Genomic DNA, 25,576 nt, shown 5'->3' on the forward strand with positions numbered 1-25,576 from the left:
ACTTTGTGTACCCGCAAGGGGTATGCCGCATCCGTAAGCCAGCTTGCGCTGGCAACGGCTGCGCTATATTTCCCACTTCCCGAAATGCAGTCTGGGCGCAAAAGATCCGCTGTCCGGCCGCAGACGATTTATTCGGAGTTTCCCAGCCAAATTACCAGTCGGAGTCCCAGTCGGTGTCGCCGGAGTCCCAGGAATCGCCGGAATCCCAGCTGAAATCGCTGTCGGAGCTGCTGCCGGAGTCATTTTCTCTGGGCGCTTCGTAGAAATCGGAATCGGTAAAATCCGAGGTCTGGGTGGCCGGATCCCAGGTATCCGTGTAGTAGAAGTCCTGAACCATGGAGGGATGGTGCAGTTCCTCCGGCATGGCGTTGTGTTCTATGGGCTGCCAGCCGTCATTGTCATCATAGCTGTACCATTCATCGTCATAGAAGTAGCCCTGATGATAATAGGTCCGGTCGTTGACGCGATAGTAGCCCCGGGAGGCGGTCTGGGATGCCTGGCTGTCCCGGTAGACCAAGCTCTGGGCAAAGTCCTCTGCCCCCAGGGAGCTGGTATAGGTCTGGGACAGCAGATAGTGCTTGGCCTGGGACGGGTGCCGCAAGTCCTGGGGCAGCTTGGAAAATTCCACCTTTTCCCACTGGTCAGACCAGTGGAACCAGTCTTCATTATAACTGCTGTTTAAGTGGTAATACAGGTCTCCGCAGCGGTAATAGCCGATAGAGACGTACATATCCTCCTGCATGTCCTGGCCGTAGACGCTTTCCTTAAAATCCGAGCAAGGAAGCCCGGAGTCCCAGGTGTCTTTGGTAAAATAGGGCTTGCTGGATTTTTTGGTTTCCAGAGAGTCCGGCACCTGGGCCAGCTCCAGGGGTCCTTCCCAGGCGTCCCCATCGTAGCGGAACCAGTTGAGGTCGTCATAGCTCCGGGTACTATAGTAATAGCAGGTATTGTCATATGTATAGTAGCCTGCGGAGGGGTCATTGCGCATAAGAAACAGGCCCAGGATAATCATAAAGACGAACATGGCCGCTACGGAGCCCACAATGGCAATGAGACAGCCGATGCAGCCCTTGCCTACGCTTTTGCCGGTCTTCGCAAGGCTTTGTTTAGGGTTTCCGGCGCCGCCGGCCCCTGCGGCCGCCTGTTTGACGTTGCGCATTTTCTGCTGGGTGATCTCCTGCTTAAGCCGTTGGAACAGCTCGTTTACCGCATAGGCCTGGTCAGTACCCCGGTAACGCACCGCCCGTTCTCCGGAAGCCTTGTTCTTATATACAATGTAGTTTCCGGACGCTTCCTCAAAGTAGATGCCGAAGGCTTTGGGCTCTTTGACGTTTTTCCCGATAAAAAACCGGGTCACATTCTCCGGCGGCAATCCCTTGCTTTCGTACCACTTTTTCAGCTCCTCAATGGTCAATGGCTGATCGCCGCTGGATCGTCGGACGCTGGCGTTTGGTGCGCCGCAGCTTGGGCAGACGGACTCGGTATCGTTCATCATGGTACCGCAAAAATCGCATTTGACCTTCATCGTTATCCCCCTTTTCCGTGAATATTTCCAATTTCAGTATACACTATCGGCGCACAATTGTAAACGATAAATTTAACACTTCCCCCGCAGACCCCTTTTTACGTCAAAATCCGCCTCTCCGAAAATCACGGAGAGGCGGAAAAACCGGATATGATATTACTGCAGCTCGGTCTGGGCTTCTACCTCTGCCTCGGGGATCCGAGGCTCAGGGGTCACGCCCGGCTCATAATCCCGGTAGGCCATGAGGCCGGAACCAGCGGGGATCAGTTTACCGATGATAACGTTCTCCTTCAAGCCTACCAGATGATCGACCTTACCCTTGATGGCAGCGTCGGTCAGAACCTTGGTGGTCTCCTGGAAGGAGGCGGCGGACAGGAAGGAATCCGTGGCCAGGGATGCCTTGGTAATACCCAGCAGCACGGCAGAGCCGGTTGCCAGCTTCAGGTCAGACTCACCCGCGTCAATCCGTGCCTGCACGGCGGCGTTGGCATCCTCAAACTCGAAGTTATCCACGACGGAGCCGACGAGCAGATGGGTATCGCCGGGATCCTCCACACGGGTGGTACGCATCATCTGACGAATGATGACCTCGATGTGCTTATCGTTGATCTCAACACCCTGCTGACGGTACACCGCCTGAACGGACTGGACCAGATAATCCTGAACGGCTTCCACGCCGGAGATACGCAGCACATCCTGGGGATACAGCGCGCCATCGGTGATGGGCTCACCCTTCTGGACCACCTTACCATGGGTGACCTTCAGGCCAACGGAGTAAGGCACCTGGTAGACCTTGACCTCGCCGTCGTCCGCGGTAACGGTGATGTTACGCAGGGCAGTGCGGTGGGACTCGTCGATGTTGACAACGCCGGTAATCTCCGAGATCTGGGCCATCTTCTTGGGACGGCGGGCCTCGAACAGCTCTTCGACTCGAGGCAGACCCTGAGTGATATCGTCACCCGCAACGCCGCCGGAGTGGAAGGTACGCATGGTCAGCTGAGTACCGGGCTCGCCGATGGACTGGGCGGCAATGATACCGACGGCCTCACCCAGATCCACTTCCTTGGAGGTGGCCAGGTTCATGCCGTAACACTTGGCGCAGACACCGTTCCGGGCGCGGCAGCCCAGAATCGTACGGATATAAATCCTGTCAATGCCGTGGGCCTCAAACTTGGCGGCATCCTCAGGCATCATCATGACATCCTTGGAGTGCAGCAGCTCGCCTGTCTTGGGATCCACCACATCGTGAACAGGGTAACGGCCGCGGATACGGTTGCCGAAGGTGTCGATCACATCGCCCTTCTGGATAACGGCGCCCACCCAGATACCGTGGGTCGTACCGCAGTTCTTCTCCCGGATGATGACCTGCTGGGAAACATCCACCATTCGGCGGGTCAGGTAACCGGAGTCAGCGGTACGCAGAGCGGTATCGGTCATGCCCTTACGGGCGCCTCTGGAGGAGATGAAGTACTCCAGAACGGACAGGCCCTCACGGAAGTTCGCCTTAACGGGGATCTCAATGGTACGTCCGGCGGTATCGGCCATCAGGCCGCGCATGCCGGCCAGCTGACGGATCTGGGCCATAGAACCACGGGCGCCGGAGTCAGCCATCATGTAGATGGGGTTGAACTCATCCAGATTGCCCTGCAGTGCGTTGGTGACGTCCGCAGTGGTCTTCTCCCACTGCTGAACCACCAGACGATAGCGCTCGTCATTGGTGATAAAGCCCTGGCGATAGTAGTTTTCGATATCGACGACCTTGCCCTCGGCTTCTTTGACCAGTTCGTACTTCACGGCGGGAACCACCATGTCCGCAATGGACACGGAGATAGCGCCCTTGGTGGAATACTTGTAGCCCAGAGCCTTGATGCGGTCCAGCATCTCGGTAGCGATGGTGAAGCCATGCTTGCGGATGCACTTATCGATGATCTTGCCCAGCTGCTTCTTGCCAACCAGGAAGGAAATCTCCAGGTCGAACTCATGACCGGGGACAGAGCGGTCTACGAAGCCCAGATCCTGAGGAATAGGCTCGTTGTAGATCAGGCGGCCCACAGTGGCATCGATAATGCGGTACTCCATCTTGCCGTCAATCTCTTTGCCGTAGCGCACCCGGATGGGGGCGTGGAGGCCAATGGCTCCATCGGCATAGGCGGCAATGGCCTCTTCGGTGCTGGAGTAGCTGTGAATGGGCCGGAACTTGGCAGTGGCCTTTCCAACAGAGGAAGCGGCCTTATTGGCGGCCAGGAAGTCATCGGCATCCACAACGGTATTCACCGGCAGATTGGTATCGCCGGAATCGGTAACGTAAACAGTCTCGGAGCCCTTCTCGGCCTTGCCCAGACGGGTATAGGTCAGGTAGTAGGCACCCAGAATCATATCCTGGGTCGGCACGGTAACGGGCTTGCCGTCCTGAGGACGCAGCAGGTTGTTGGCAGAAAGCATCAGCATTCTTGCCTCGGCCTGAGCTTCGGGGGACAGGGGCACATGGATAGCCATCTGGTCGCCGTCGAAGTCCGCGTTGAAAGCGGTGCAGCACAGGGGGTGCAGCTTCAGGGCACGGCCCTCCACCAGAATAGGCTCAAATGCCTGAATGCCCAGACGGTGCAGCGTAGGCGCACGGTTCAGCATGACAGGACGGTCCTTGATGATATCGTCCAGAGCGTCCCAGACTTCTGTCTTGCCCTTGTCGATCATCTTCTTGGCGGACTTGATGTTGTTTGCCAGACCATCGGAAACCAGCTTCTTCATAACAAAGGGCCGGAACAGCTCAATGGCCATTTCCTTGGGCACGCCGCACTGATACAGCTTCAGCTCAGGGCCGACAACGATAACGGAACGGCCGGAATAGTCGACACGCTTGCCCAGCAGGTTCTGGCGGAACCGGCCCTGCTTGCCCTTCAGCATATCAGACAGGGACTTCAGCGCGCGGTTGTTGGCGCCGGTGACGGCGCGGCCCCGGCGGCCATTGTCGATCAGAGCATCCACAGCCTCCTGCAGCATCCGCTTCTCGTTGCGGACGATGATATCAGGAGCGTTGAGCTGCATAAGCCGCTTCAGGCGGTTGTTCCGATTGATGACCCGGCGGTACAGATCGTTCAGGTCAGAGGTAGCGAACCGGCCGCCATCCAGCTGGATCATGGGGCGGATATCGGGCGGAATCACAGGCAGAACGTCCATAATCATCCAGCTGGGCTTGTTGCCGGACTCCCGGAAAGCCTCCACAACCTCCAGCCGTTTGACAATACGCAGCTTTTTCTGGGAGGAAGCTGTCTTCAGCTCTTCCCGCAGCTGTTCAGAAAGCTTATCCAGATCCAGCTGTTCCAGCAGTTCCTTCACAGCTTCCGCACCCATGCCGGCCTTGAAGTCGTTCTCGTACTTCTCCCGCATGTCCCGGTATTCCTTCTCGGTGAGCACCTGGTTCACAGTCAGAGGCGCATCGCCGGGGTCGGTGACGATATAGGCGGCAAAATACAGGACTTTTTCCAATACCTTGGGGGAGATATCCAAAATCAGGCCCATACGGGAGGGAATGCCCTTAAAGTACCAGATATGGCTGCAGGGAGTGGCCAGTTCAATGTGGCCCATGCGCTCCCGGCGGACCTTGGACTTGGTGACTTCCACGCCGCAGCGATCGCAGATCTTACCCTTGTACTTGATCTTCTTGTACTTGCCGCAGTGACACTCCCAGTCCTTGGTAGGTCCAAAGATACGCTCGCAGTACAGTCCGTCACGTTCGGGCTTCAGGGTACGGTAGTTAATGGTCTCAGGCTTCTTGACCTCGCCATAGGACCACTGCCGGATCATCTCCGGAGAAGCGATGCCGATTTTAATGGCATCAAAGGTGGCATTTGCCATTTATCGAGCCTCCTTATTCCTCTGTCTTGTCAGCGTCATCCAGATCGCTGAACACGTCCATAATATCCTCAGGGCCGTCCTCGTCAATGACGAAACCGGCATCCAGCACTTCATTGGTGTCGCCCACAACAACATCCTCGTTGTCGTTGCCGGAGGAGTAGACCACATCATCGTCGTCATCGTCCTCCCTGAGCTCAATCTCATTGCCCTGCTCATCCAGTACGCGGATATCCAGGCACAGGGCCTGCAGCTCCTTAACCAGAACCTTGAAGGACTCGGGCACGCCGGGCTTGGGGATATTCTCGCCCTTGACAATGGCCTCGTAGGTCTTCACACGGCCGGTGACGTCGTCGGACTTCACGGTCAGGATCTCCTGCAGGGTGTAGGCAGCGCCGTAGGCTTCCAGCGCCCAGACTTCCATTTCGCCGAAACGCTGGCCGCCGAACTGAGCCTTGCCGCCCAGAGGCTGCTGGGTAACGAGGGCATAGGGGCCGGTGGAACGGGCGTGAATCTTATCATCGACCAGATGATGGAGTTTCAAATAGTAAGGATAGCCGACTGTGACCAGGTTGTCGAAGGGCTCGCCGGTACGGCCATCATACAGAATGGTCTTTCCGTCTTCCCGCAGGCCCGCCAGCTTCAGGGTCTCACGGATATCCTTCTCATTGGCGCCGTCAAAGACGGGGGTGGCAACGTTCCAGCCCAGAGCCCGGGCAGCATAGCCCAGATGGACCTCCAGAACCTGACCGATGTTCATACGGGAAGGCACGCCCAGGGGGTTCAGCACGATATCCAGAGGAGTACCGTCGGGCAGGAAGGGCATATCCTCCTCCGGCAGGACACGGGACACAACGCCCTTGTTGCCGTGACGGCCGGCCATCTTATCGCCCACGGAAATCTTACGCTTCTGGGCAATGATGACGCGGACAGACTTGGTAACGCCGGGAGCCAGCTCATCGGAGTTCTCTCTGGTGAAGACCTTGACATCCACAACGATGCCGCTCTCACCATGGGGCACCTTCAGAGAGGTATCGCGGACTTCTCTGGCCTTCTCGCCGAAGATGGCCCGCAGCAGACGCTCCTCGGGAGTCAGCTCGGTCTCGCCCTTGGGGGTGACCTTACCGACCAGATAATCGCCGGAATGGACCTCGGCACCGATACGGATAATGCCGTTCTCGTCCAGATCCTTCAGGGTGTCCTCGCCCACATTGGGGATATCACGGGTGATCTCCTCGGGTCCCAGCTTGGTATCCCGGGCCTCGGTCTCATGCTCCTCGATGTGGATGGAGGTGAACACATCCTCCCGGACCAGACGCTCGTTCAGCAGAATGGCGTCCTCGTAGTTGTAACCTTCCCAGGTGACGAAGCCAATCAGCACGTTCTTGCCCAGAGCCACTTCGCCATTGGAACAGCTGGGGCCGTCGGCAATGATCTCTTCGGTGTCCACACGCTCACCGACCACAACGTTGGGCCGCTGGTTGATGCAGGTACCGGCATTGGAGCGGGCGAACTTGGTCAGGTGCATGGTCTCGGTCTCGCCGTCGTCATAGCGCAGGCTGATGGTGTCGGCAGAAACGGCGGTAACCACACCGGGCTTCTTAGCCTTCAGGCAGACTTCGGAGTCCACGGCGGCCTTATGCTCAATACCGGTAGCAACCACAGGAGGCTCGGTGGTCAGCAGGGGCACAGCCTGACGCTGCATGTTCGCGCCCATCAGGGCACGGTTTGCGTCATCGTTCTGCAGGAAGGGAATAAAAGAGGTAGCGATGGAGATCATCATTCTGGGGGACACGTCGATGTAGTCGATCATGTTCCGATCCACTTCAATGATCTCGTTGCGGTGACGGCAGGTGATACGGGCGTTGGCCAGACAGCCATTCTCGTCCAAAGGCTCGTTGGCCTGACCGACGTAGTAATCGTCTTCCACGTCAGCGGTCATGTACTCCACATCCTTGGTAACAAAGCCGGTGGCCTTGTCCACCTTCCGGTAGGGAGCCTCAACGAAGCCGTACTCATTGATCCGGGCAAAGGTCGCCAGATAGTTGATCAGGCCGATGTTAGGACCTTCAGGGGTCTCGATGGGGCACATACGGCCGTAGTGGGTGTAGTGAATATCACGGACGTCGAAGGAAGCCCGGTCACGGCTCAGACCGCCGGGACCCAGAGCGGACAGACGGCGCTTGTGGGTCAGCTCAGCCAGAGGGTTATTCTGATCCATGAACTGGCTCAGAGGAGAGGACCCGAAGAATTCCTTGATAACGGCGGTGACGGGCCGGATGTTGATCAGAGTCTGGGGGGTGACGGAATCCAGATCCTGGACAGTCATACGCTCCCGGATGACCCGCTCCAGACGGCTGAAACCGATGCGGAACTGGTTCTGCAGCAGCTCGCCCACGCAGCGCAGACGGCGGTTGCCCAGATGGTCGATATCGTCAGGCACACCGACGCCCATGGCCACACAGTTCAGGTAGTTGATGGAGGCCATGATATCTTCCACGGTGATGTGGTTGGGGATCAGGTCAGTCATGCGCTCCTCGATGGCGGTCTTCCAGTCGCCGTCGGGGCCCAGCTCTTCCAGCATTTCCTTCAGAGTGTTGAAGCAGACCTTTTCCTTGATGCCGTACTCGGCGGGGTCGAAATTCACGAAGCCGGCCATGTCCACCATGCCGTTGGAGAAGACGACCACATTGGAGTCGCCCACCTTGATAACAGCTCTGTTGACGCCGCGCTTGGACAGGTCGTGGGCCTGAGCACGGGAGATAAAGTCGCCGGGCATGACCAGAATCTCGCCGGTCAGAGGATCGGCAATTGGCTCCGCGGCCTCCTGACCGGACAGCCGGGACCAGATGTCCAGCTTCTTATTGAACTTATAGCGGCCGACCTTGCTCACATCGTAGCGATGGGGGTCGAACAGCAGGCCCTCCAAATGTGCCACAGCGGTCTCCACCGTAGGAGGCTCACCGGGACGCAGGCGGCGGTAGATCTCCAGCAGGGAATCCTCCCGGGTCTTACAGGGATCCTTCTCGATGGAGGCCAGGATTCGCTCGTCCTCGCCGAACATCTCCTTGATCTGCTCGTCGGTCTGAACGCCCAGGGCACGGATCAGGCTGGTGATGGGAATTTTCCGATTCTTATCAATGCGGACCCAGAAAACATTGGTGTTGTCGGTCTCGTACTCCAACCATGCGCCGCGGTAAGGGATTACCGTAGCGGTGTAGGTGTGCTGGTCGGCCTTGTCCACGGTGTGGCCGTAGTACATGCCGGGAGAACGGACGATCTGGGAGATAATGACGCGCTCAGCGCCATTGATCACGAAGTTGCCGCCCTCGGTCATCACAGGCAGGTCGCCCATGAAGATGTCCTGTTCGGTAATGACTTCCGTCTCGGTGTTGCGCAGGCGAACCCGCACCTTGATGGGCTTTGCGTAGGTGGCATCCCGTTCCTTGCATTCCTCGATGGTATACTTGGGCTTGTCTTCCATGGTGTAGTCCAGGAAGCTCAGCTCCAGTTTACCGGAGAAATCCGTAATGGTGCCCACGTCCTTGAAAACCTCCCGCAGGCCTTCCTTCAGGAACCACTGGTAGGAGTCCTTCTGGATCTTCAGCATGTTGGGGATTTCCAGGATTTCTTCATACTTCGCGTAGGATTTACGCATGGTCTTGCCGAACATAACGTCCTTGACCATTGCCATATGGATCATCACAGCCTTTCATCCGAATGTGTGTTGTTGATACGCTCGGGCTAGTTGTCAATTTCACCGAATTACCCTCTTGACAGCCGCCCCTTCCTGTGATAGAATGACCATGTTAGAGGGAGAATCCTCAAAACGGCATACTGCCACAGTATGGAACATCATTATACCCGATTGACCGTCGTTTGTCAATCGGTTTTTTTGTTTTCTTGCGGCAATTCCGTGCACGGCGGTCGCTGCGAACATCATTTGAAAATAGCATTGAGGGAACAGCCTGTGTGCCGGTCCCGGTCATGTATAACTTTGCCGCTTTCAAAATATCGCCCCGTGCAGCCACCGTATTGTTCTTCAGGGTCTTCCAGCTCTGTTTTTTGCAAAAACCGGCGCACAGCTGTCCCCTTTCGGGGAGCTGTGCGCCGGTTTTTATTTTGGGATCACTTCTTGACCTTTACGGTCAGCTTTACGAGGGTGGGCTTCACGTTTTCCGCGCAGTTTTCCGGAGTGATATCCAACTGAACGGTATAGGTCTTGCCCGCCTTCAGAGCGCCGGGGTTCACGATGCGGAATTCCAGGCGGGTGCCATCGAAGCGCAGGTTCTCCTCGCCGCCCAGGGCCTCCAGGAACTCCTTGGAAGTCCTGGCGTTCAGGGAAACGGACTCCATGGGCACGTTGGAGGTCAGATTACACCGCAGAGCCGCGGTCTGGGAAAGGTAGAAGGTGATGGTTCTGGGTACGGTCACCTTCAGCGCCGTCTGGCTCACCTTTACGGTCAGCACATTGGACATGACCTCCGCGCCGCAGACGGAGAAGCGGAACTGGATCTTGTAGGCCTTGTTGGTGGCGTAGACCTGGCCGGGAACGGTCCGCAGGGTGACTATGGGCTTTGCGCCGTCAGTATCCAGTTCGGCCTGGAACATGTCAGCGTTCTCGCCCTCCAGGAAGACGTTATCTACGGCACCCAGGCAGTTGTTGACCCTGTTCACCGTGTAGGTCAGAACGCTTTCCGGTTTTGTCGCGTCCAGCTTGCCCTTGGCGGTCATGCTGAGGGTCAGCTTGTCGGAATACATGGTCTGCACCTTGAAGGTCAGCTTGGTATTCAGCGTAGCCTCCTGGCCTGTGGTCTCATCGGCAACGACGGGCAACAGGGTGCAGGTGTCCATGGTAAGATCAGCATCCGGCAGGGTCACGGTCAGGCGGCCGGTGCCGGGATCAAAGCTCATGTACGCGGGCATTCCCTCGAAGCCAACCAGGCGGTAGCCTGTGCCGCTGGTCATGGAAGCGGTGACTACAGCCTGCTCCCGGCCCGCCAGATAGCGGTTCAGCTTCACAGAGGCAGCGGAGAGCTTGACTCTGGGGGTCGTGGAGGCCACGGACACTCGGACGGTGCCGCCCTTCAGCTCCGTGCCGTCCGCCAAGGCGGCGGTAAAGGTGTAGCTGTAAGTGCCGTTCTTGGGCACGTTGTCGGGATCGATGATTGCCGCGGTCAGTGCGCCGGTTTCAGGATCGTAGCCCAGGGCGATTTTCTCGGATTCCGCCCGGGCGGCAGTGCCCTCCTTGGCGGTGGGGGCAAAGGTCATGGTGCCCAGATCCATATTACCCTGGCTCAGGAACACAGCGGTGGAAGCCGTCTGTCGGGTAAAGACGCTGTTCAGCTTCAGCGCGGCAGTGCCCAGCTTCACGGTGGGCAGCTTGTTCTCGGCGGTGATCCGGTGGCTCAGCTTTACGGTCTGAGTCCAGCCCGGCAGCCGCAGGGTCATGCTCACAGTACCGCCCTTGTTTTCCGTCAGCCGGAAAACAAGGTGGGAGCCTGCGTTCTCCATCTCGGCAAAAGCTGCGGTTTCCGTAATCTCCGCGCCGGTCAGGTCCAACGCCTGACCGTTCGTCAGGATGCTTACCCGGCACTCCGGCTCTGCCAGAGCCAGATTGATGGCGCTGGACCCGGGATTCGTGGTCAGCTTCGGTGCTGTTGTAACGGCGGCGATGGTGAAAGCCTTCTCCACCGGCACCTGGTAGCCCGCCAGGGTGATACGCAGAGTGCCCCTAGTCACGGCCTTGTCGCCGGGCGCGAAGGTCTCGGCGTAGGAGAGTTCGCCGCTGTCGTCCAGCCGGAAGGAATCCGCACCCACCAGCTCGACCTTTTCCACTTCCGCGTTCTTAGCGGTGACGGAAAGCTGGGCAGTGCTGTTCAGATAGAAGAGGTTGAATTTGCTCAGCTGCTTCACCGTGACGGCGGGCAGGCTGTTGGCAACCTTGACCTGCATCAGGAATTCATAGGTTCCGCTAAGGCAGCTGGCGGCCAGCTTGACGTTATAGGTGCCGTTCTTCTGGGCCCCCAGGCTTCGCAGGGTCAGAGTCCCGTCTTCGGCCTCCGCCGCGAACATCTGAGAGGGTTCGGTCTCGTAGGCCTTGTCGGTCTTATTGTAGTCATAGACGGTAACGGACTGTACGGTGTTGCCGCCGCCATCCACAAGGCCTGTGGAAACACCGGCAATCAGGTTGCTGTTCAGGGTCAGCCTGCTGGTCTCCAGCCGGGGGCTGCGGTCCTGGATGATGATGCGCAGCTGCGTCTCCGCACGGAGGCTGTCCGTGCAGCGGACGGTGACTGTGCAGGCCCCTGCCGCGGCGGCAGTGAGGGTAACGGTCCCGTTATCGCTGACCTTGGCAACGGCGGGATCAGAGGTCTCAAAGGTCAGATTCGTGACCTCGCTCCAGTTGTCCCGGTAATCAGAACCCAGGGCCGTGAGCCGGAAGCTGCGGTTCTTGCCCGCCACTTCACTGATCTCGGCATACAGGCTGTATTCGCCGTCCAATTCTTCGAAATAGCCCCATTCCTGAGATACCTCGGCATTCAGCCGCAGGGCGCGCACCAGCGTGGGTACGACCTGCAGCGTCAGCTCCGCCCGGCGCAGCAGCGGGTCGTTTTTCAGAGCCGCCACGATGGTAACGCTACCGGGCACATCCCCGGCGGTGACCAGGCCCTGGTCGTCCACGGTTGCCGCGGTACCCTGGGCAACGTAGAATTCCACATTGGCCGGATCAATGGCGTTTTCGCCGGAGAGGGTCAGCTTTGCGGTACGGCCCACTTCCAGGCCGGCCTCTTCCATGTCGGAGGTCAGCGTCAGGGTCTCCGCGCCGTCCAGGTACTGACCCTTCAGGGTCAGCTCCGCGGCGATGCCGCTGCCGTCCTGGCTCTCGGCACGGATGACGGTGGTGCCGGGCTTCAGGAAGCGGACGGTGCCGTCCTCGTCGATCTCCGCCACATCCGTCCGGCTGCTGCTCCACAGGACCTCAGCCTTGGCGCCCTGGGGCTGGATCTGGGCGGCGAGGGTCAGCCCGGTCTTTTCTGTGAGCTCAATTGTCAGGCTGTCGCCCACCAGATGGCCGTCCGCCAGGATGCCCATGGCGGTAGTCTTCGGCAGGATCCAGAGCGTCTTTTCGGCGCTGTCCTCCCCTGCTGTGGGCACAGCCCGGACGGTGATCTGCACCGGTTCTGTCACAGCCTTGGCGGTCAAAACGCCGTCTTCTGTGATGCTTGCGTAGGCTTCGGATGCCTCGTCCAGGCTCCATCTGGCCTTCAGCTCCGTCTCAAAGGGCATAGCCCAGACGGAGAGGGTCAGGCTGTCGCCGCCGGTGAGCTGCTCCCGCTCCTCGGGGTGGATGACGCTGGTGGTCTGGGCGCTTACCTCCGCGGAGGCGGTGAGGCCGGTGTATTCTTCCATGCACACCAGCCGGAAGGCACCGGAGCGGAGGACCGTCAGCTCGCTGCCCGCCAGCCTGGCAGGGGCGCTCTTGGAATCTTCCAATGCCCAGGTGTAGACGGCGCTGCTGCCCACCCGGCGGCTGACCATTTCGGACAGCTTCGCAATGCCGGACAGATCCGTCACCTTTTGGGTCAGCTCCTTCGGCAGGCCGCTGATATCCAGCAGGTTCAGACTGTCGCAGCCGGAGAAGCAGCTTCTGCCCAGCTTCGTCAGGCTCTCGGGGAGGCTGACGGAGGTCAGGCCCGTGCAGTCGAAGAACGCATAGCTGCCGATGGACGTCACGCCCTCTTCCACTTCCAGCGCGGTGATCTTATCCCGGTAATCGTACCAGGGAGCCAGAGCGCTGCCGCTGTAGTCCGGCATCCGGCCCTTGCCGGAGACGGTCAGCACACCCTCGTCGCTCAGCAGCCAGGTCAGGCCGCCGCACTTGCCGTCGGCAATGCCGGGAAGTCTGGGCAGCTGCTCCTGCTCGGGAGTGGTCTCCCGGGTGCCCTGGGCATCCTGGAAGACCTTGCCGCAGGTGCTGCAGGTGTAGTAGGCGTTATTGCCGCCCGCCGTATGGGTGGGGGCGACGGCCTCGGTCTTCTCCATGTCGTGGCCCAGGGCGTTCAGCACCTCGGCCTCGGCGGTAGTCTCCGTATTCCCCTCCCCGTCTTTATATATCTTGCCGCAGGTGGAGCAGGTGTAATATTCGTTGTTGCCGCTTTCAGTACAAGTGGGGGCGACAGCTTCGGTCTTCACCATACTGTGGCCCAAGGCGGGAATTGTCTCGGCAGAAACACTCGTCTCGTTCTCGCCCTGCTCGTCCGCAAAGACCTTGTGGCAGGTGGAACATGTCCAATAGGTGTTATTGCCGGTTTCGGTGCAGGTCGGCTCTCTGGCCTCGGTCACTTCCATGCTGTGGCCCAGAGCTTCCAGTACTTCGGCTTCTGCCGTGGTTTCCGCATTGCCCTGCTCGTCCTTGTAGACCTTGCCGCAGGCAGAGCAGGTATAGTAGGCGTTGTTGCCCTTCCCGGTACAGGTGGGGGCCACGGCCTCGGTCTTTTCCATGGTATGGCCCAGGGCGTTCAGGACTTCGGCCTCGGCGGAAGTCTCCGTATTTCCCTGCTCGTCCTTATAGACCTTGCCACAGGTGGAACAGGTGTAATAGGCATTGTTGCCGCTCTCCGTGCAGGTGGGGGCGACCGCTTCGGTCTTTTCCATGCTGTGGCCCAGGGCGGGGATGGCGATCTCCGCCAGGGTGGTCTCCTGCTTGCCGTCCCGATCCTGGAAAATCTTATGGCAGACGGTGCAGAGAACATAGTCCGGGTAGCCGGCCTCGGTGCAGGTGGGCTCCGTTGCCGTGATCACCTCCATGGAGTGGCCCAGAGCGTTCAGGGTCTCGGCTTCCACGGTGGTCTCCCGTTTGCCCGCCTGATCCTGATAGACCTTGCGGCAGGTGGCGCAGGTGTAGTAGGCATTGTTGCCCTTCTGCGTGCAGGTGGGAGCCACGGCCTCGGTCTTTGTCATGCTGTGACCCAGGGCAGGGATGGTCTCGGCGGCCACAGTAGTCGCTTCCGTACCGGCCTTGTCCTTGAAGGCACGCTGGCAGGTGGTGCAGAGGTAATAGACCCGGTTGCCCTTTTCCGTGCAGGTAGGAGCAACGGTGTCCACCCGGATGATGGCATGGCCCAGAGCGGGCAGGAACTCCGCAGACACGGTGGTCTCCGTCTCGCCCGCTTCGTCCTTGAAGACCTTATGGCAGTTGCCGCAGGTATAATAGACGTTGTTGCCGTCGTCAATACAGGTGGCGGCTTTGGCAGCCGTTTCCGTCATGCTGTGGCCCAGGGCGGCAAGGGTCTCGTCCTCCACGGTGGTCAGCTCCCGGCCCAACTCGTCCTTGTAAACCCGGCCGCAGGCATCGCAGAGGTAATAGGCATTGTTGCCGCCGGTGGTGCAGGTGGGGACAACGGCGGGGATCAGATGCAGGGTGCAGATATGGGTAGCGGCGTAGTGGATGTAGGCGGAAGTGAGGTAATTGTTATCAGGACCGATACTGATTTGCTTCCAGGCAACTTCATCGCCGCCGTAATAGACATCCTCCAAGCTGTTGCAGCTGCTAAAGGCATACTCGCCTATACTCGTCACACCCGCCGGAATGCTCACGCTCGTCAGTCCGCTGCAGTCGGAGAAGGTCTGGTCGCCAATGCTCGTCACGCCCGCTGGAATGCTCACGCTCGTCAGGCTGCTGCAGCCGGAGAAGGCAGAGCCGCCAATACTCGTCACACCTTCCGGGATGCGCACACTCGTCAGGCCGCTGCAGCCGTGGAAGGCAGAGCCACCAATACTCGTCACACTCTCTGGGATAGTCATGCTCGTCAGGCCACTGCAGCTGGCGAAGGTATCATCCGCAATACTTGTCACGCCTTCCGGAACACTCACGCTGGTCAGGCTACTGCAGCCGGCGAAGGCACTATTTCCAATACTCGTCACACCTTCCGGGATGTGCACACTAGTCAGGCTGCTGCAGCCAAAGAAGGCAGAGATACCAATACTCGTCACACCTTCCGGAATACGTACGTTTGACAGGCTGCTGCAGGCATTGAAGGCAAAGGCAGGGATGCTCGACATCCCTTCCGGAATATTTGCGCTCGTCAGACTGCTGCAGCCGGAGAAAACCTGCCACCCCATGCTCGTCACGCTCTCCGGGATGTCCACGCTCGTCAGGCCGCTGCAGCCTTGAAAGGCATCATCACCAATTCTCGTCACGCCCTCCGGAATGCTCACACTTGTCAGGCTACTGCAGTTGTAAAAAGCCTCGCTCCCAATGCTCGTCACGCCCTTCGGAATGCTCACGCTCGTCAGGCTGCTGCAGTTGTAAAAAGCCTCGCTCCCAATGCTCGTCACGCCCTTCGGAATGCTCACACTCATCAGGCTACTGCAGCCGGAGAAGACATAGTCAGCAATGCTCATCACACCCTCAGGAATGCTCACGCTCGTCAGGCTGCTGCAGCTGTAAAAAGCCCAACTTCCAATCCTCGTTACTCCAACCGGGACTTCCACAGACTTCAACTTGGTACAGCTCCGAAATGCATGCTGCCCGATGGAAGTCAGTCCCTTCGGCAAATCAATCGCAGCCAGCTTCAGGCACGCATTGAACGCATAATTGCCGATATTCGTTACTCCCTGCTCCACCACCGCGGCAGTGATTTTCGTCCGCTTGGCATACCAGGGTGCCGTGACCGTCTCGCTGTAGTCCGGCATCTCTCCGCCGCCGGAAATGGTCAGGGTTCCGTCTTCCGTCAAAGCCCAACTCAGGCAATTGTCCTTACCAAACTTGCCGCTGGCGATGCTGGACAGCTTCTCCAGAGTCTCATTCTCAACGGTCGTCTCCCGCGTACCCGCTTCGTCCTTGAAAATCTTTCCGCACCGGGAGCAGGAATAATAGACATTGTTACCGGCGCTCCAATAAGTCGGATCCACAGCCTCGGTCTTGGTCATGTCGTGCCCCAGCTTCGGAATCGTCAACTGTGCCTGCGTCAGCTCATTCGTGCAATTTGCATCGTCGTATAGTTTTCCGCAGCCATTGCAGCGCCAGTATTCCCGCTTTCCTGCCGCAGTACAAGTAGGCTCTACCCGGTCAGCAACTTTTTCCGGCTGGCAAACATGGACTCGTGCAAAATGAACATTGGCTGTCTTCAAAGCATCATTTCCGCTGCCAACGGTAATTTTCTCCCATTCAACCTGGGACCCATCAAAATAGACATCTGTCAAGCTGGTATTTGCAAATGCGTTATCTTCAATTTTGGTCACCGTTATGGGAATTGTCACCGTCTTTAACCCGGATTTTGAAAAAGCAGCATTTCCAATGGTTGTTATGCCGTCCGGGATTGTGAAACTGGTCAACGCAGGACAATTCTCGAAAATATTACCTGGCAGTCTATCTACCTTGGCTTGAAAATCCACCTTACTCAATCTTGGATCGTTCGCAAATACGCCGTCTTCAATTTTAGTTGCGCTTTCCGGAACAGAAGCATATGTTAGATTTCCACAATCAGAGAATGCATAGGCCCCAATCCTGGTCAGCCCTTCCGGCAGTTCTGCGGAACGAATACCGCTTCCCTGGAATGCGCGTTGGCTGATATAGTCAAGGTTTTCCGGGAAGTTGATTCTAGTCAGATTAATACAATATGCGAAAGTATACCCCTCATATAGATTTCTCAATGTACTCGGAAGCTGCACCGATTTTAGATTTTTACATCCATAAAAGGACTTGGTAGAAAGGTACGTCACACCTTCCGGAATAATAACGGATTCAAGCCCCGAGTTTTCAAATGCAGAGCTTTCAATTCTCTCCAGCGTGGATGGAAGCTTGATTTCCTTTAACGATGTCGTATTTGCGAAAGAATTATTAATACTTACAATCCCCTCCGGGATGGAAATATGTTCCAGTTTATCCAGATTATTAAAGGAATAACTCGGAATCGCAGTTACACCGTCTCCAATCACAACAGATCGAATCTGCTCACTGTGACTCTCCCAATACGATCTGTAATAATAATACTTGTAAAAAGAAATCGGCCCGGAGCCATCGATATGTAAACATCCATTCGTATCCAAATAATAGAACGGCCCATTTGATATAGTACCGCAATAGCCCATAGTCACAATGGTACCATCCGTGCATTCTGCACCCGGTGCTTCCCAGTAGTTATCAGCATAGTAAAAACTGATTGCACGCCACTGGGCAATCGTTCCCGCATAACAGTACACCAGATTTTCATGCTTTGTCGGAGAATCGATGCGTGTCACGCTGAGCGGAATATAGACTCTCGTGCCTTTAGCACAATCCGTATAGGAAAATGCGTATTTATCAATACGAGTAACACCGCTTTCAATCACAATGCTTGTAATACTCCCTGCGTATTTTTTCCAAGCAATGTTACCTTCGTTCGTGCTCATTTCCCCAGAGCCGTATATCCGCAGAACGCCGGAGTCCTCCAGGACCCAAGACACACTTTTCCCGCAGCTACCGCCAATAAGGCCACACACCGTGCATTTTCCTGTTGTACTGTCGATTGTATGGTCAACGGGTGCGGAAACCGTATCTTGAATCTTTATTTCAACGCTTCCCTCTACATCAGAATAGAGCTTACCGCATTCTGTGCACTGCCAGTGTGCGACAGTCCCTGCCTTTTTACAGGTCGCCGCCACTTCTTCAACCTTTTTCAGGGTGCAAACGTGACTTTGCGGACACACGAATACCGCATTCTCCAACGTCTGGTTATTTCCCCCAATTTGAATCTGGCCCCATTGCTCCTTTGTGCCAGCGTAAGTAACCGTTTTTAATCCGGTGCAGCCGTCAAAAGCACCAGTTCCAACGCTTGTCAAACTCTCCGGAAATTCAACAGTGGCAAGCCTTTGGCAATTTTGAAAGGTCTTTTCACAAATGGACGTGATTCCTTCTGTGATAGTAATCGCCGCAATTTTGTCACTGTTCATCGCCCAAGGAGCGGATGTCACTTCCCCAGTGCCATAAATCCGCAGGCAGCCATCCCCCGTCAGTACATAGCGAGTATAAGCATCCTGGGAAAAATCTCCGCAGCCCCCTAAATCAAGAACTGTTCCGTCACTGCAGACCGTCCCCATGCCATGCGCATTATCGGCAGCGAGGTCAAAGTTCACCGCCAACCATTGATCAACTGTGCCGGAATAGTGCGGTAATTCCGATCCTGAGATTGCCTTTTTCCCAATATCCGTTACTGAGAGCGGAATGACTACCTCCGCTTGAATGCCGTCGAACGCATACGCGGCAATGGATGTAATGCCCGGCTGGATCTCAACAGCTGTGATCTTCTTTCCGTACTCTGTCCAAGGGAATTCTTTCAAATCGGTACCGGGTTCCATCTTTCCCAGCCCGCTAAGCTGCAACACACCATCTAATGTAATTTTCCAACTGATGTTGGAACCGTGGGTGCCGAATCCCAATGTGGTCGCTTGGGTGCTGTAATGGATATTTGCGCTGAAAACTGGGGTATTGCTCGAACCAAAGGAAATGTTATTCCAATCCTCCTGAGACCCTCCAAATTGGATATCCGTTAAGGATGTACACCCATCAAAAGCACTTGCTTCAACCAATGTTACACTGCCAGGAATTACAACCTGTGAAAGGCTGCTGCATTTTTGAAATAATGTTCTACCAATCGTTGTCATTCCATCCGGAATGACATAGCTTGTCAAATTTTTGCAAACAGCAAAGGCTGAATGTCCAACTGACTTCAATCCTTTTGGATTTTGAAAAGTTGAAAACACACAACCACAAAATGCCAAATCTCCAATTCTGGTTACTGAATCCGGAAGGGTGACAGACTGCAGCGCGTAGCAGCTGTTGAACGCCAAATTGGGTATCTCCGTAATCGAAGAAGAAATGACGAGACTGGTTATTTTTTGGCAATTATAAAAAGCCTCTTTTCCCAAGTCTGTAATCTGGTTTAATTCGATCTCCATCCCCAGTTTGGTACAATTCTTGAATGCACGTTCGCCGATTGTTTTTACATTCTTAGGAATATCCGCAACTTTCAGGGAACTGCAGTCGGTAAATGCCCAATTTCCAATGGTCTCGACCGTATCAGGAATCAAGGCATACGTCAGTCCTTCGCATCTTGAAAAGGCCCCATTTTCCAAAGCTTTCGTACCATAGGGAATGCTGATGCTATAAAGATTCTTACACTCCGTAAACGCTTCTTCTCCAATGGACTTTAACGAGCTCGGAAGTTTCACATTTGCTAAATTATTGCATTGATAAAATGTTCTTTTCTCAATTTGCGTAACGCCATCAGGAATTGAAATGCTATCCAGTCGTGTACAATTATAAAACGCCTGCGGTCCAATGGATTTCAGTGAACTAGGCAATGAAACGCTTGTCAAGTTTGAACAGAACATAAATGCGCAACTGCCAATAGATGTAACTCCCTCCGGTATAACTACGGAAGTAATCGCACTTTTGTTCTTATACCATGGCATACTATCGTAATTATAATCATCCATAGTACCCGTTCCCGTGAATGTTAAGGTGCCGGTACTGGAGTTAAAGTAATAATATAGATTTGGGCCGCATTGAGAACTGTCTGCGTATGCAAAATCCGTAATTTGCATATCGAAATAGGCAAAGAGGGATTCAAATAAACTCTCTGCGCCGGGAATCTCGGCTTTCTGCTGTTCCGTCAGAGCATCATATGCCTCATACGCCTTTTGGATCTGCTCATAGGCGGCTAACTGTTCCTCCGCAGACATTTGCTCCAGTTCTTCCAGAGAAGGCAATGCCTCAATTAACGCCGCAACCGCCTCTACCTGCTCATTCTCCGCCTCTTCAACGGTTTCTGTAGGTTCGTCGGTTTCCTCCGTGGACTCCTCCGTTGGATCCTCCTCTGGAACGGACTCCGGCTCAGTCGTCTCTTCCACGGTCTCCGTCGTTTCCTCCGTGGGAACAGTGGTCTCTTCCGCGGGAGCCTCCTCGGTGGGGGCTGCGGTTTCCTCGGTAGGGGCTGCGGTTTCCTCCGTGGGAACTTCCGTTGTTTCCTCCACCGTGGACATATTTTCGTGGGTATGCTCCTCCGCCGTGTCCGCCCAGGCCGGTGTCACCAGCTGGAAGGTCATGGTCAGAGCCATGAGCAGCGCAAACAGTTTTTTCATTGCGTCTCCCTCTTTCTTCGTGCCGTATTTACAATACGGCATCGTACTTATGGATAGTATTATTGTATCGCAACCGGCAGCAAAAAGCAATAAACTGTCAGCATAGTGCTTTACAAGTTTTTTACATAGTAAAATTAAGGAAAACGCGGTCATTTACGTTTCTGCGCAAACAAAAAGGCCCAGGCAGCGCATTTTCGCGCCGTCTGGGCAATAAAAAACCGTAGGGGCGGCAACCTGCCGCCCGCTGGCTGGCGGGGCTGAGCGTTTCGACTTTACAACTCAGTTTCGATACGTTTCGGGCGGCAGATTGCCGCCCCTGCAAGGCGTCCGCCTTACTGCCACTTATCACACAGCTGGTTGATCTGGTCGGTCAGTCTGCCCACGTCCTTGTTGGTGCGGCCTTTCATGTTTTTGACGATCACGCTCAGGCGGCCGAGGGCGGTGAGGAGCTTTTCATAGAGGCTGTTCTTCCGGGCTGTGGAGGGCTTTTCTACGGCTTTGACCACCGGGACGCCCTCCGGCTCGTACTCGAATTTGCCGGAGGCCAGGTTGAAGACCGTGCCGGAATAGGGGGCTGTGGTCTGAATACCCAGCTTTTCGTGGATCAGTCCAGCGAAGAAGGTCACGACGCTGTCCTCGCCGTGGTTGACAAAGACCCGGCGGGGCTTTGTCTCAAAATGCTCCAGCCAGTCCAGCAGACCCGCCTGGTCAGCGTGGCCGCTCTTGCCGGGCATGGAACGGATCTTCGCGTTCACCGCCACCTCCTCATTGAAGAGCTTCACGGTTCGGATCCCGCCGTCCAGCAGACTTCTGCCCAGGGTTCCCTCTGCCTGATAGCCCACAAAGAGCACCATGCAGTTCTCCCGCCACAGGTTGTGCTTCAGATGGTGCCGGATGCGCCCCGCCTCGCACATGCCGCTGGCGGAGATGATGACCTTTGGCGTCGGATCCATATTGATGGCTTTGGATTCGTCGCTGCTCACTGCCAGATGCAGTCCCGGGAACATCAGAGGGTTCACGCCCCGGCGGATCATGGCTTTGGTCTCCTCGTCCAGGCATTCCGCCCCGCACTGCAGGAAGACCCCCGTGGCCTCGATTGCCAGCGGGCTATCCACATACACCGGGAAATTCTCCGGCACCAGCCTTTGCTCCTTGACCTCCCGGATGAGGTACAGCATCTCCTGCGTACGGCCGACGGCAAAGGCGGGGATGATCAGATTGCCTCCTGCCTCCAGAGTCTCCCGGATGCACCGGGCAAGGAACGCCGTAGGATCCGGACATGGGGTATGGAGCCGATCGCCGTAGGTGGACTCGATCATCACATAGTCTGCCTCCCGGATATAGTCCTTCCCCCGCAGGATGGGCAGATCCTTGTTGCCCAGATCCCCGGAAAAGACCACTTTCCGGCTCTGCTCTCCCTCCGTCAGAAACACCTCAATGGAAGCGGAGCCCAGCAGATGCCCGGCGTTCACAAAGCGGACCGCAATTCCCTCGGCAATGGGGATCTTCTCTTCCATTCGGCAGGGACGGAAGCGCTTCAGGCAGGTGTCCGCGTCCGCCACGGAGTACAGCGGCTCCTCCGGCGGCAGACCTGCCCGGGCATTTTTCCGGGTCTTCCACAGGGCATCCTGCTCCTGGATATGGGCGCAGTCTTTCAGCATGATGCCGCAGAGATTCGTCGTCTCCTCCGTGGCGTATATTCTGCCCCGGAAGCCGTTCTTCGTCAGCAGTGGCAGAAGTCCCGAGTGATCGATATGCGCGTGGGTCAGCAGCACAAAATCCAGCCCAGCGGGGCTGACTGGCAGGCTCTGGTTCTCAAAGCAGTCCTTTCCCTGTTCCATACCGCAGTCCACCAGACCCACGCTGCCGCAGCACTCCAGCATAGTGCAGCTGCCGGTCACCTCATGGGTGGCTCCCAAAAATGTCAGTTTCACAGGCGTTGCCTCCTTTCCGTTTCTACTATATTATAGCACGGAATGAGAGAGATGGCCAGATAAACAGCAATTGCTCGAGCTGCAAATCCGTGAACATCAGGTGGATTTTTCACTGTAGGGGACGATCCCCAGATCGTCCCGAGGCCCCTATTTTTTCTGCTTCCGTACATCAGACAGGCTTGAATCCCGTGGGCGGACATGCGTTTTGTCGGACACGTTCCGCCCGTAACATTGCGGGACGATCTGGGGATCGTCCCCTACGAAGCAGCCGGGCCCCGTTTATTGAGCAGCGCAGACAATTATCGACCTGCAAGCCCGCGGGCCGGGCTTGTTCGTCCTCAGCATAACCCCTATTTCAACGTCTCGCTGTTATTGAGCACCAGTGTGCTGTAGAGAAACAGCACATCGCTGTCCGTGAAGTCCAGGAATTTTCCCAGACGCTCCACGGGCAGATACCGGATATCCACAAGGGTCACCTCAGCATAGCTTTCAAAGAAATATGGCGCAATGCTGCTGCCGAAGGAATCCCGGAAAATAATCAGCTTATCGGTTGAGGATGCGTTGGGGTTCTTCACCGTGATCAGGGACAGGGAACCGGAGAGGTACATTTCATAGGGATCCCGGCCATTCAAGGCAGACAGGTCGTAAACGCCAATGGTTCTGTTGTTTTCCCGGTCCTGAATTTCCAGGCCGTTGAACGCGTCGTTCCACAGGTAATAAAGCGGTTCTCCCGCCACCGGCAGAGCCGACTGCCCGGCATAGACGCCCAGAAAGTCCGCTGTTCCCAGTTTGGTCTCATATTCCATGGACAAGTGCTTCCCCATTGCCGCCGCCAGGGCTTCCGCGGTTTTCCCCAGGGTCTCCTGCCGCCAATGGGTGTCGGTTTTGTAGAAGCTGTTCAAGGTCAGAGTGTCCGATAGATCGATAAAGTTTGCGAAGGGTGTCTGCTCCCTCAGACGTTCGGCAAAAGCGGTATGGTCGAGCTTTGGAATACCATCCAGATAAGCGGTTTTATCGGGAATCAGTGAAACATAGACCCGATTGCTCCCTGCCAAATATCGGTCGTACACCGTCCGGAACCGGGAGGCGGCATAATCAACGGAAGCCTCGTTCATGGGGTATTCCAATTTGGCAAGGAAGCCTTCCCCGCTTTCATAGATCCGGTTGTTGTCCCTTCTTCCCAGAATCTTTGTGGAAAACAGGGCCTTGCCACGCCGGAATGTCTCCCGCAGAGGGAACTGATCCTGTGTACAGCTTTCAAAGTTGGAGGCAAAGCTCCCGCTTTGTATGCCGCTCCATGTGAGCTTCGGCATCTGTGCCAGCTTCCGCCGTTCGGAAAGGGATTCCGCGTTGGGCGTATGCAGCCAGCAGGCCAGTGTCAGGGCAATATAGAGAATGGGCAAGGCCCAGAAAAGTCGCTTTTTCATTGGAGGCATCGTTTTTCTCCGTGTCATATCGTTCGGTTAAAAGCGGAAATACAAAATTGGAGGCATCGTTTTTCTCCGTGTCATATCGTTCGGTTAAAAGCGGAAATACAAAAAGGGATTATAGGATCCGTCCACCAGGAAGGCGGTGCAGACCAAAAGGAGCATGCACAGGCCCAGCGCCCGCAAGGCGGCGGCAGCATTTGTGCTGCAATCATTCAGCTTTTGCGCCAGCATTTTGGGCAGCGGCGTGGCCCCAACGGCGGAGACCAGCAGAAGCACCGCATTGCTCCGCAGCAGATACAGCCCCTCATCAGAGACCGCAGGCAGTCCCCCCAGACCAAACATACCCCGCAGGCATACCCAGGCTCCCTGTAAACTGGATGCATCAAAGAGCACAAAGCCGAAAATCACCGCCAGCAGCAGGTATATATGGCCAAAAATTCGGTGCTTTTCCAGAGTTTTCAAAAGCGCCAGCTTTTCCAAAATCAGCAGCACCGCAAAATACAGCCCCCAGAAGAGGAAATTCCAGGCAGCCCCGTGCCAGAAACCCGTCAGCAGCCAAACGATCAGAATATTACGCAGCTGCTTTCCCCTGCCCTTCCGGTTGCCGCCCAGAGGGATATACACATAGTCCCGGAACCATGAGCTCAGGGACATATGCCACCGCCGCCAGAAATCCGTGACACTGGCGGCAATATAGGGGTAGTTGAAGTTCTCCGGGAAAGAGAAGCCCAGCAGCTTTCCCAAACCGATGGCCATATCGCTGTAGCCGGAAAAATCAAAATAGATATGCAGGGTATAGCTTACGGCATAAAGCCAGGAAAACAGCACGCTGCCGTCCTGGGTCGCCCGCCAGGCGGCGCAGACCTCCCCCAGCAGATTGGCCAGCAGAATCTTCTTGCCCAGGCCGATCAGGAATCGGGTCATGCCCTGCTCCATATCCGCCCGGCTATACTGCCGGGTTTTCAGCTGCCGGGCTACGTCCGTATAGCGGACAATGGGCCCCGCAATAAGCTGGGGGAACATGGTCACGTAGCATGCCAGATCAACGGGATTCTTCTGCACCTCCGCGTTTCCACGGTACACATCTACAGTATAGCTGAGAATCTGGAAGGTGTAAAAGCTGACGCCCACAGGCAGAGCCAGACTCAGGAGCTTCCAATTTGTACCGAAAAGCGCATTCAGATTGTTCAGGAAGAAGTCCGCATATTTAAAGTACACCAGAACGCCCAGACAGGACAAGATAGATGCTGTCAGCAGCGCCCTGCGTGCCGCGGGTTTCTTTGCCGCCCCTATGGCAAGCCCGAAAAGGTATCCCAGCGCTGTACTTCCCAGCATGACAAGCAGATATCGGGGTTCTCCCCAACCATAAAACACCAGACTGACCAGCAGCAGCACCGCATTGCGTGCCTTTTTCGGAGTCAGGTAGTAGAGGATCATGGTTACGGGGAGAAAGTAATATAGAAATGGGATGCTGGAGAAGATCATGTGAATTCCTTTCAGCCGCGCCGCCCGCAAAAACAGGTGGCGCAAGTATGTTCTATTGTTTTTAGCCTGGTCCCTCCGTAACCTCTTTCTTGTTTATTAAGAATCGCGCGCTCCGTACGCGCCGGAAGGCGGTGCGGAAAACTGCGTTGGTTTTGAGGCCGGAAAGGATTCCTAAGGGAGGGCGGCTTTGCCGACAGCGCCTCCCTTAGGCCGCATTCTTTCCC

The 25,576-nt window shown here is 56.2% G+C and carries 7 protein-coding genes and 1 pseudogene; all 8 read right to left on the reverse strand.

The features are described 5' to 3' along the window. Positions 1-151 precede the first annotated feature (151 nt). The 8 genes and pseudogenes from KQI10_RS00010 to KQI10_RS00040 all read right to left on the reverse strand — a co-directional run bounded on the left by KQI10_RS00010 (position 152) and on the right by KQI10_RS00040 (position 25,352). Positions 152-1,525, reverse strand: coding sequence for a hypothetical protein (locus KQI10_RS00010; RefSeq protein WP_216565304.1), 1,374 nt, complete (start codon positions 1,523-1,525; stop codon positions 152-154). Positions 1,526-1,681: 156 nt separating this feature from the next. Next, on the reverse strand, positions 1,682-5,380 hold the full coding sequence (rpoC, locus tag KQI10_RS00015; protein ID WP_216565305.1) for a DNA-directed RNA polymerase subunit beta': 3,699 nt from the start codon (positions 5,378-5,380) through the stop codon (positions 1,682-1,684). A 13-nt stretch (positions 5,381-5,393) separates the two neighbouring features. Continuing rightward, positions 5,394-9,065 (reverse strand): DNA-directed RNA polymerase subunit beta, encoded by a 3,672-nt coding sequence (rpoB, locus tag KQI10_RS00020; RefSeq protein ID WP_216565309.1) that lies wholly within the window; start codon positions 9,063-9,065, stop codon positions 5,394-5,396. Between the two features lie 440 nt (positions 9,066-9,505). Next, positions 9,506-16,513, reverse strand: a complete 7,008-nt coding sequence (locus KQI10_RS11600; RefSeq protein WP_253284990.1) for a leucine-rich repeat protein — start codon at positions 16,511-16,513, stop codon at positions 9,506-9,508. A gap of 60 nt (positions 16,514-16,573) precedes the next feature. Next, a pseudogene (locus KQI10_RS11885) lies at positions 16,574-20,656 on the reverse strand (leucine-rich repeat protein); the annotation flags it as partial. 179 nt (positions 20,657-20,835) lie between these two features. Beyond that, positions 20,836-22,437 (reverse strand): MBL fold metallo-hydrolase, encoded by a 1,602-nt coding sequence (locus KQI10_RS00030; protein ID WP_216565307.1) that lies wholly within the window; start codon positions 22,435-22,437, stop codon positions 20,836-20,838. 350 nt (positions 22,438-22,787) lie between these two features. Next, complete coding sequence (locus KQI10_RS00035; protein ID WP_253284991.1) at positions 22,788-23,864, reverse strand: DHHW family protein; 1,077 nt, start codon at positions 23,862-23,864, stop codon at positions 22,788-22,790. A gap of 93 nt (positions 23,865-23,957) precedes the next feature. Next, positions 23,958-25,352 (reverse strand): MBOAT family protein, encoded by a 1,395-nt coding sequence (locus tag KQI10_RS00040; RefSeq protein WP_216565308.1) that lies wholly within the window; start codon positions 25,350-25,352, stop codon positions 23,958-23,960. Between the last annotated feature and the right edge of the window lie 224 nt (positions 25,353-25,576).

This window comes from Pseudoflavonifractor sp. MSJ-30, assembly GCF_018918045.1.
In the GTDB taxonomy this organism is placed as follows: Bacteria; Bacillota; Clostridia; order Oscillospirales; family Oscillospiraceae; genus Faecousia.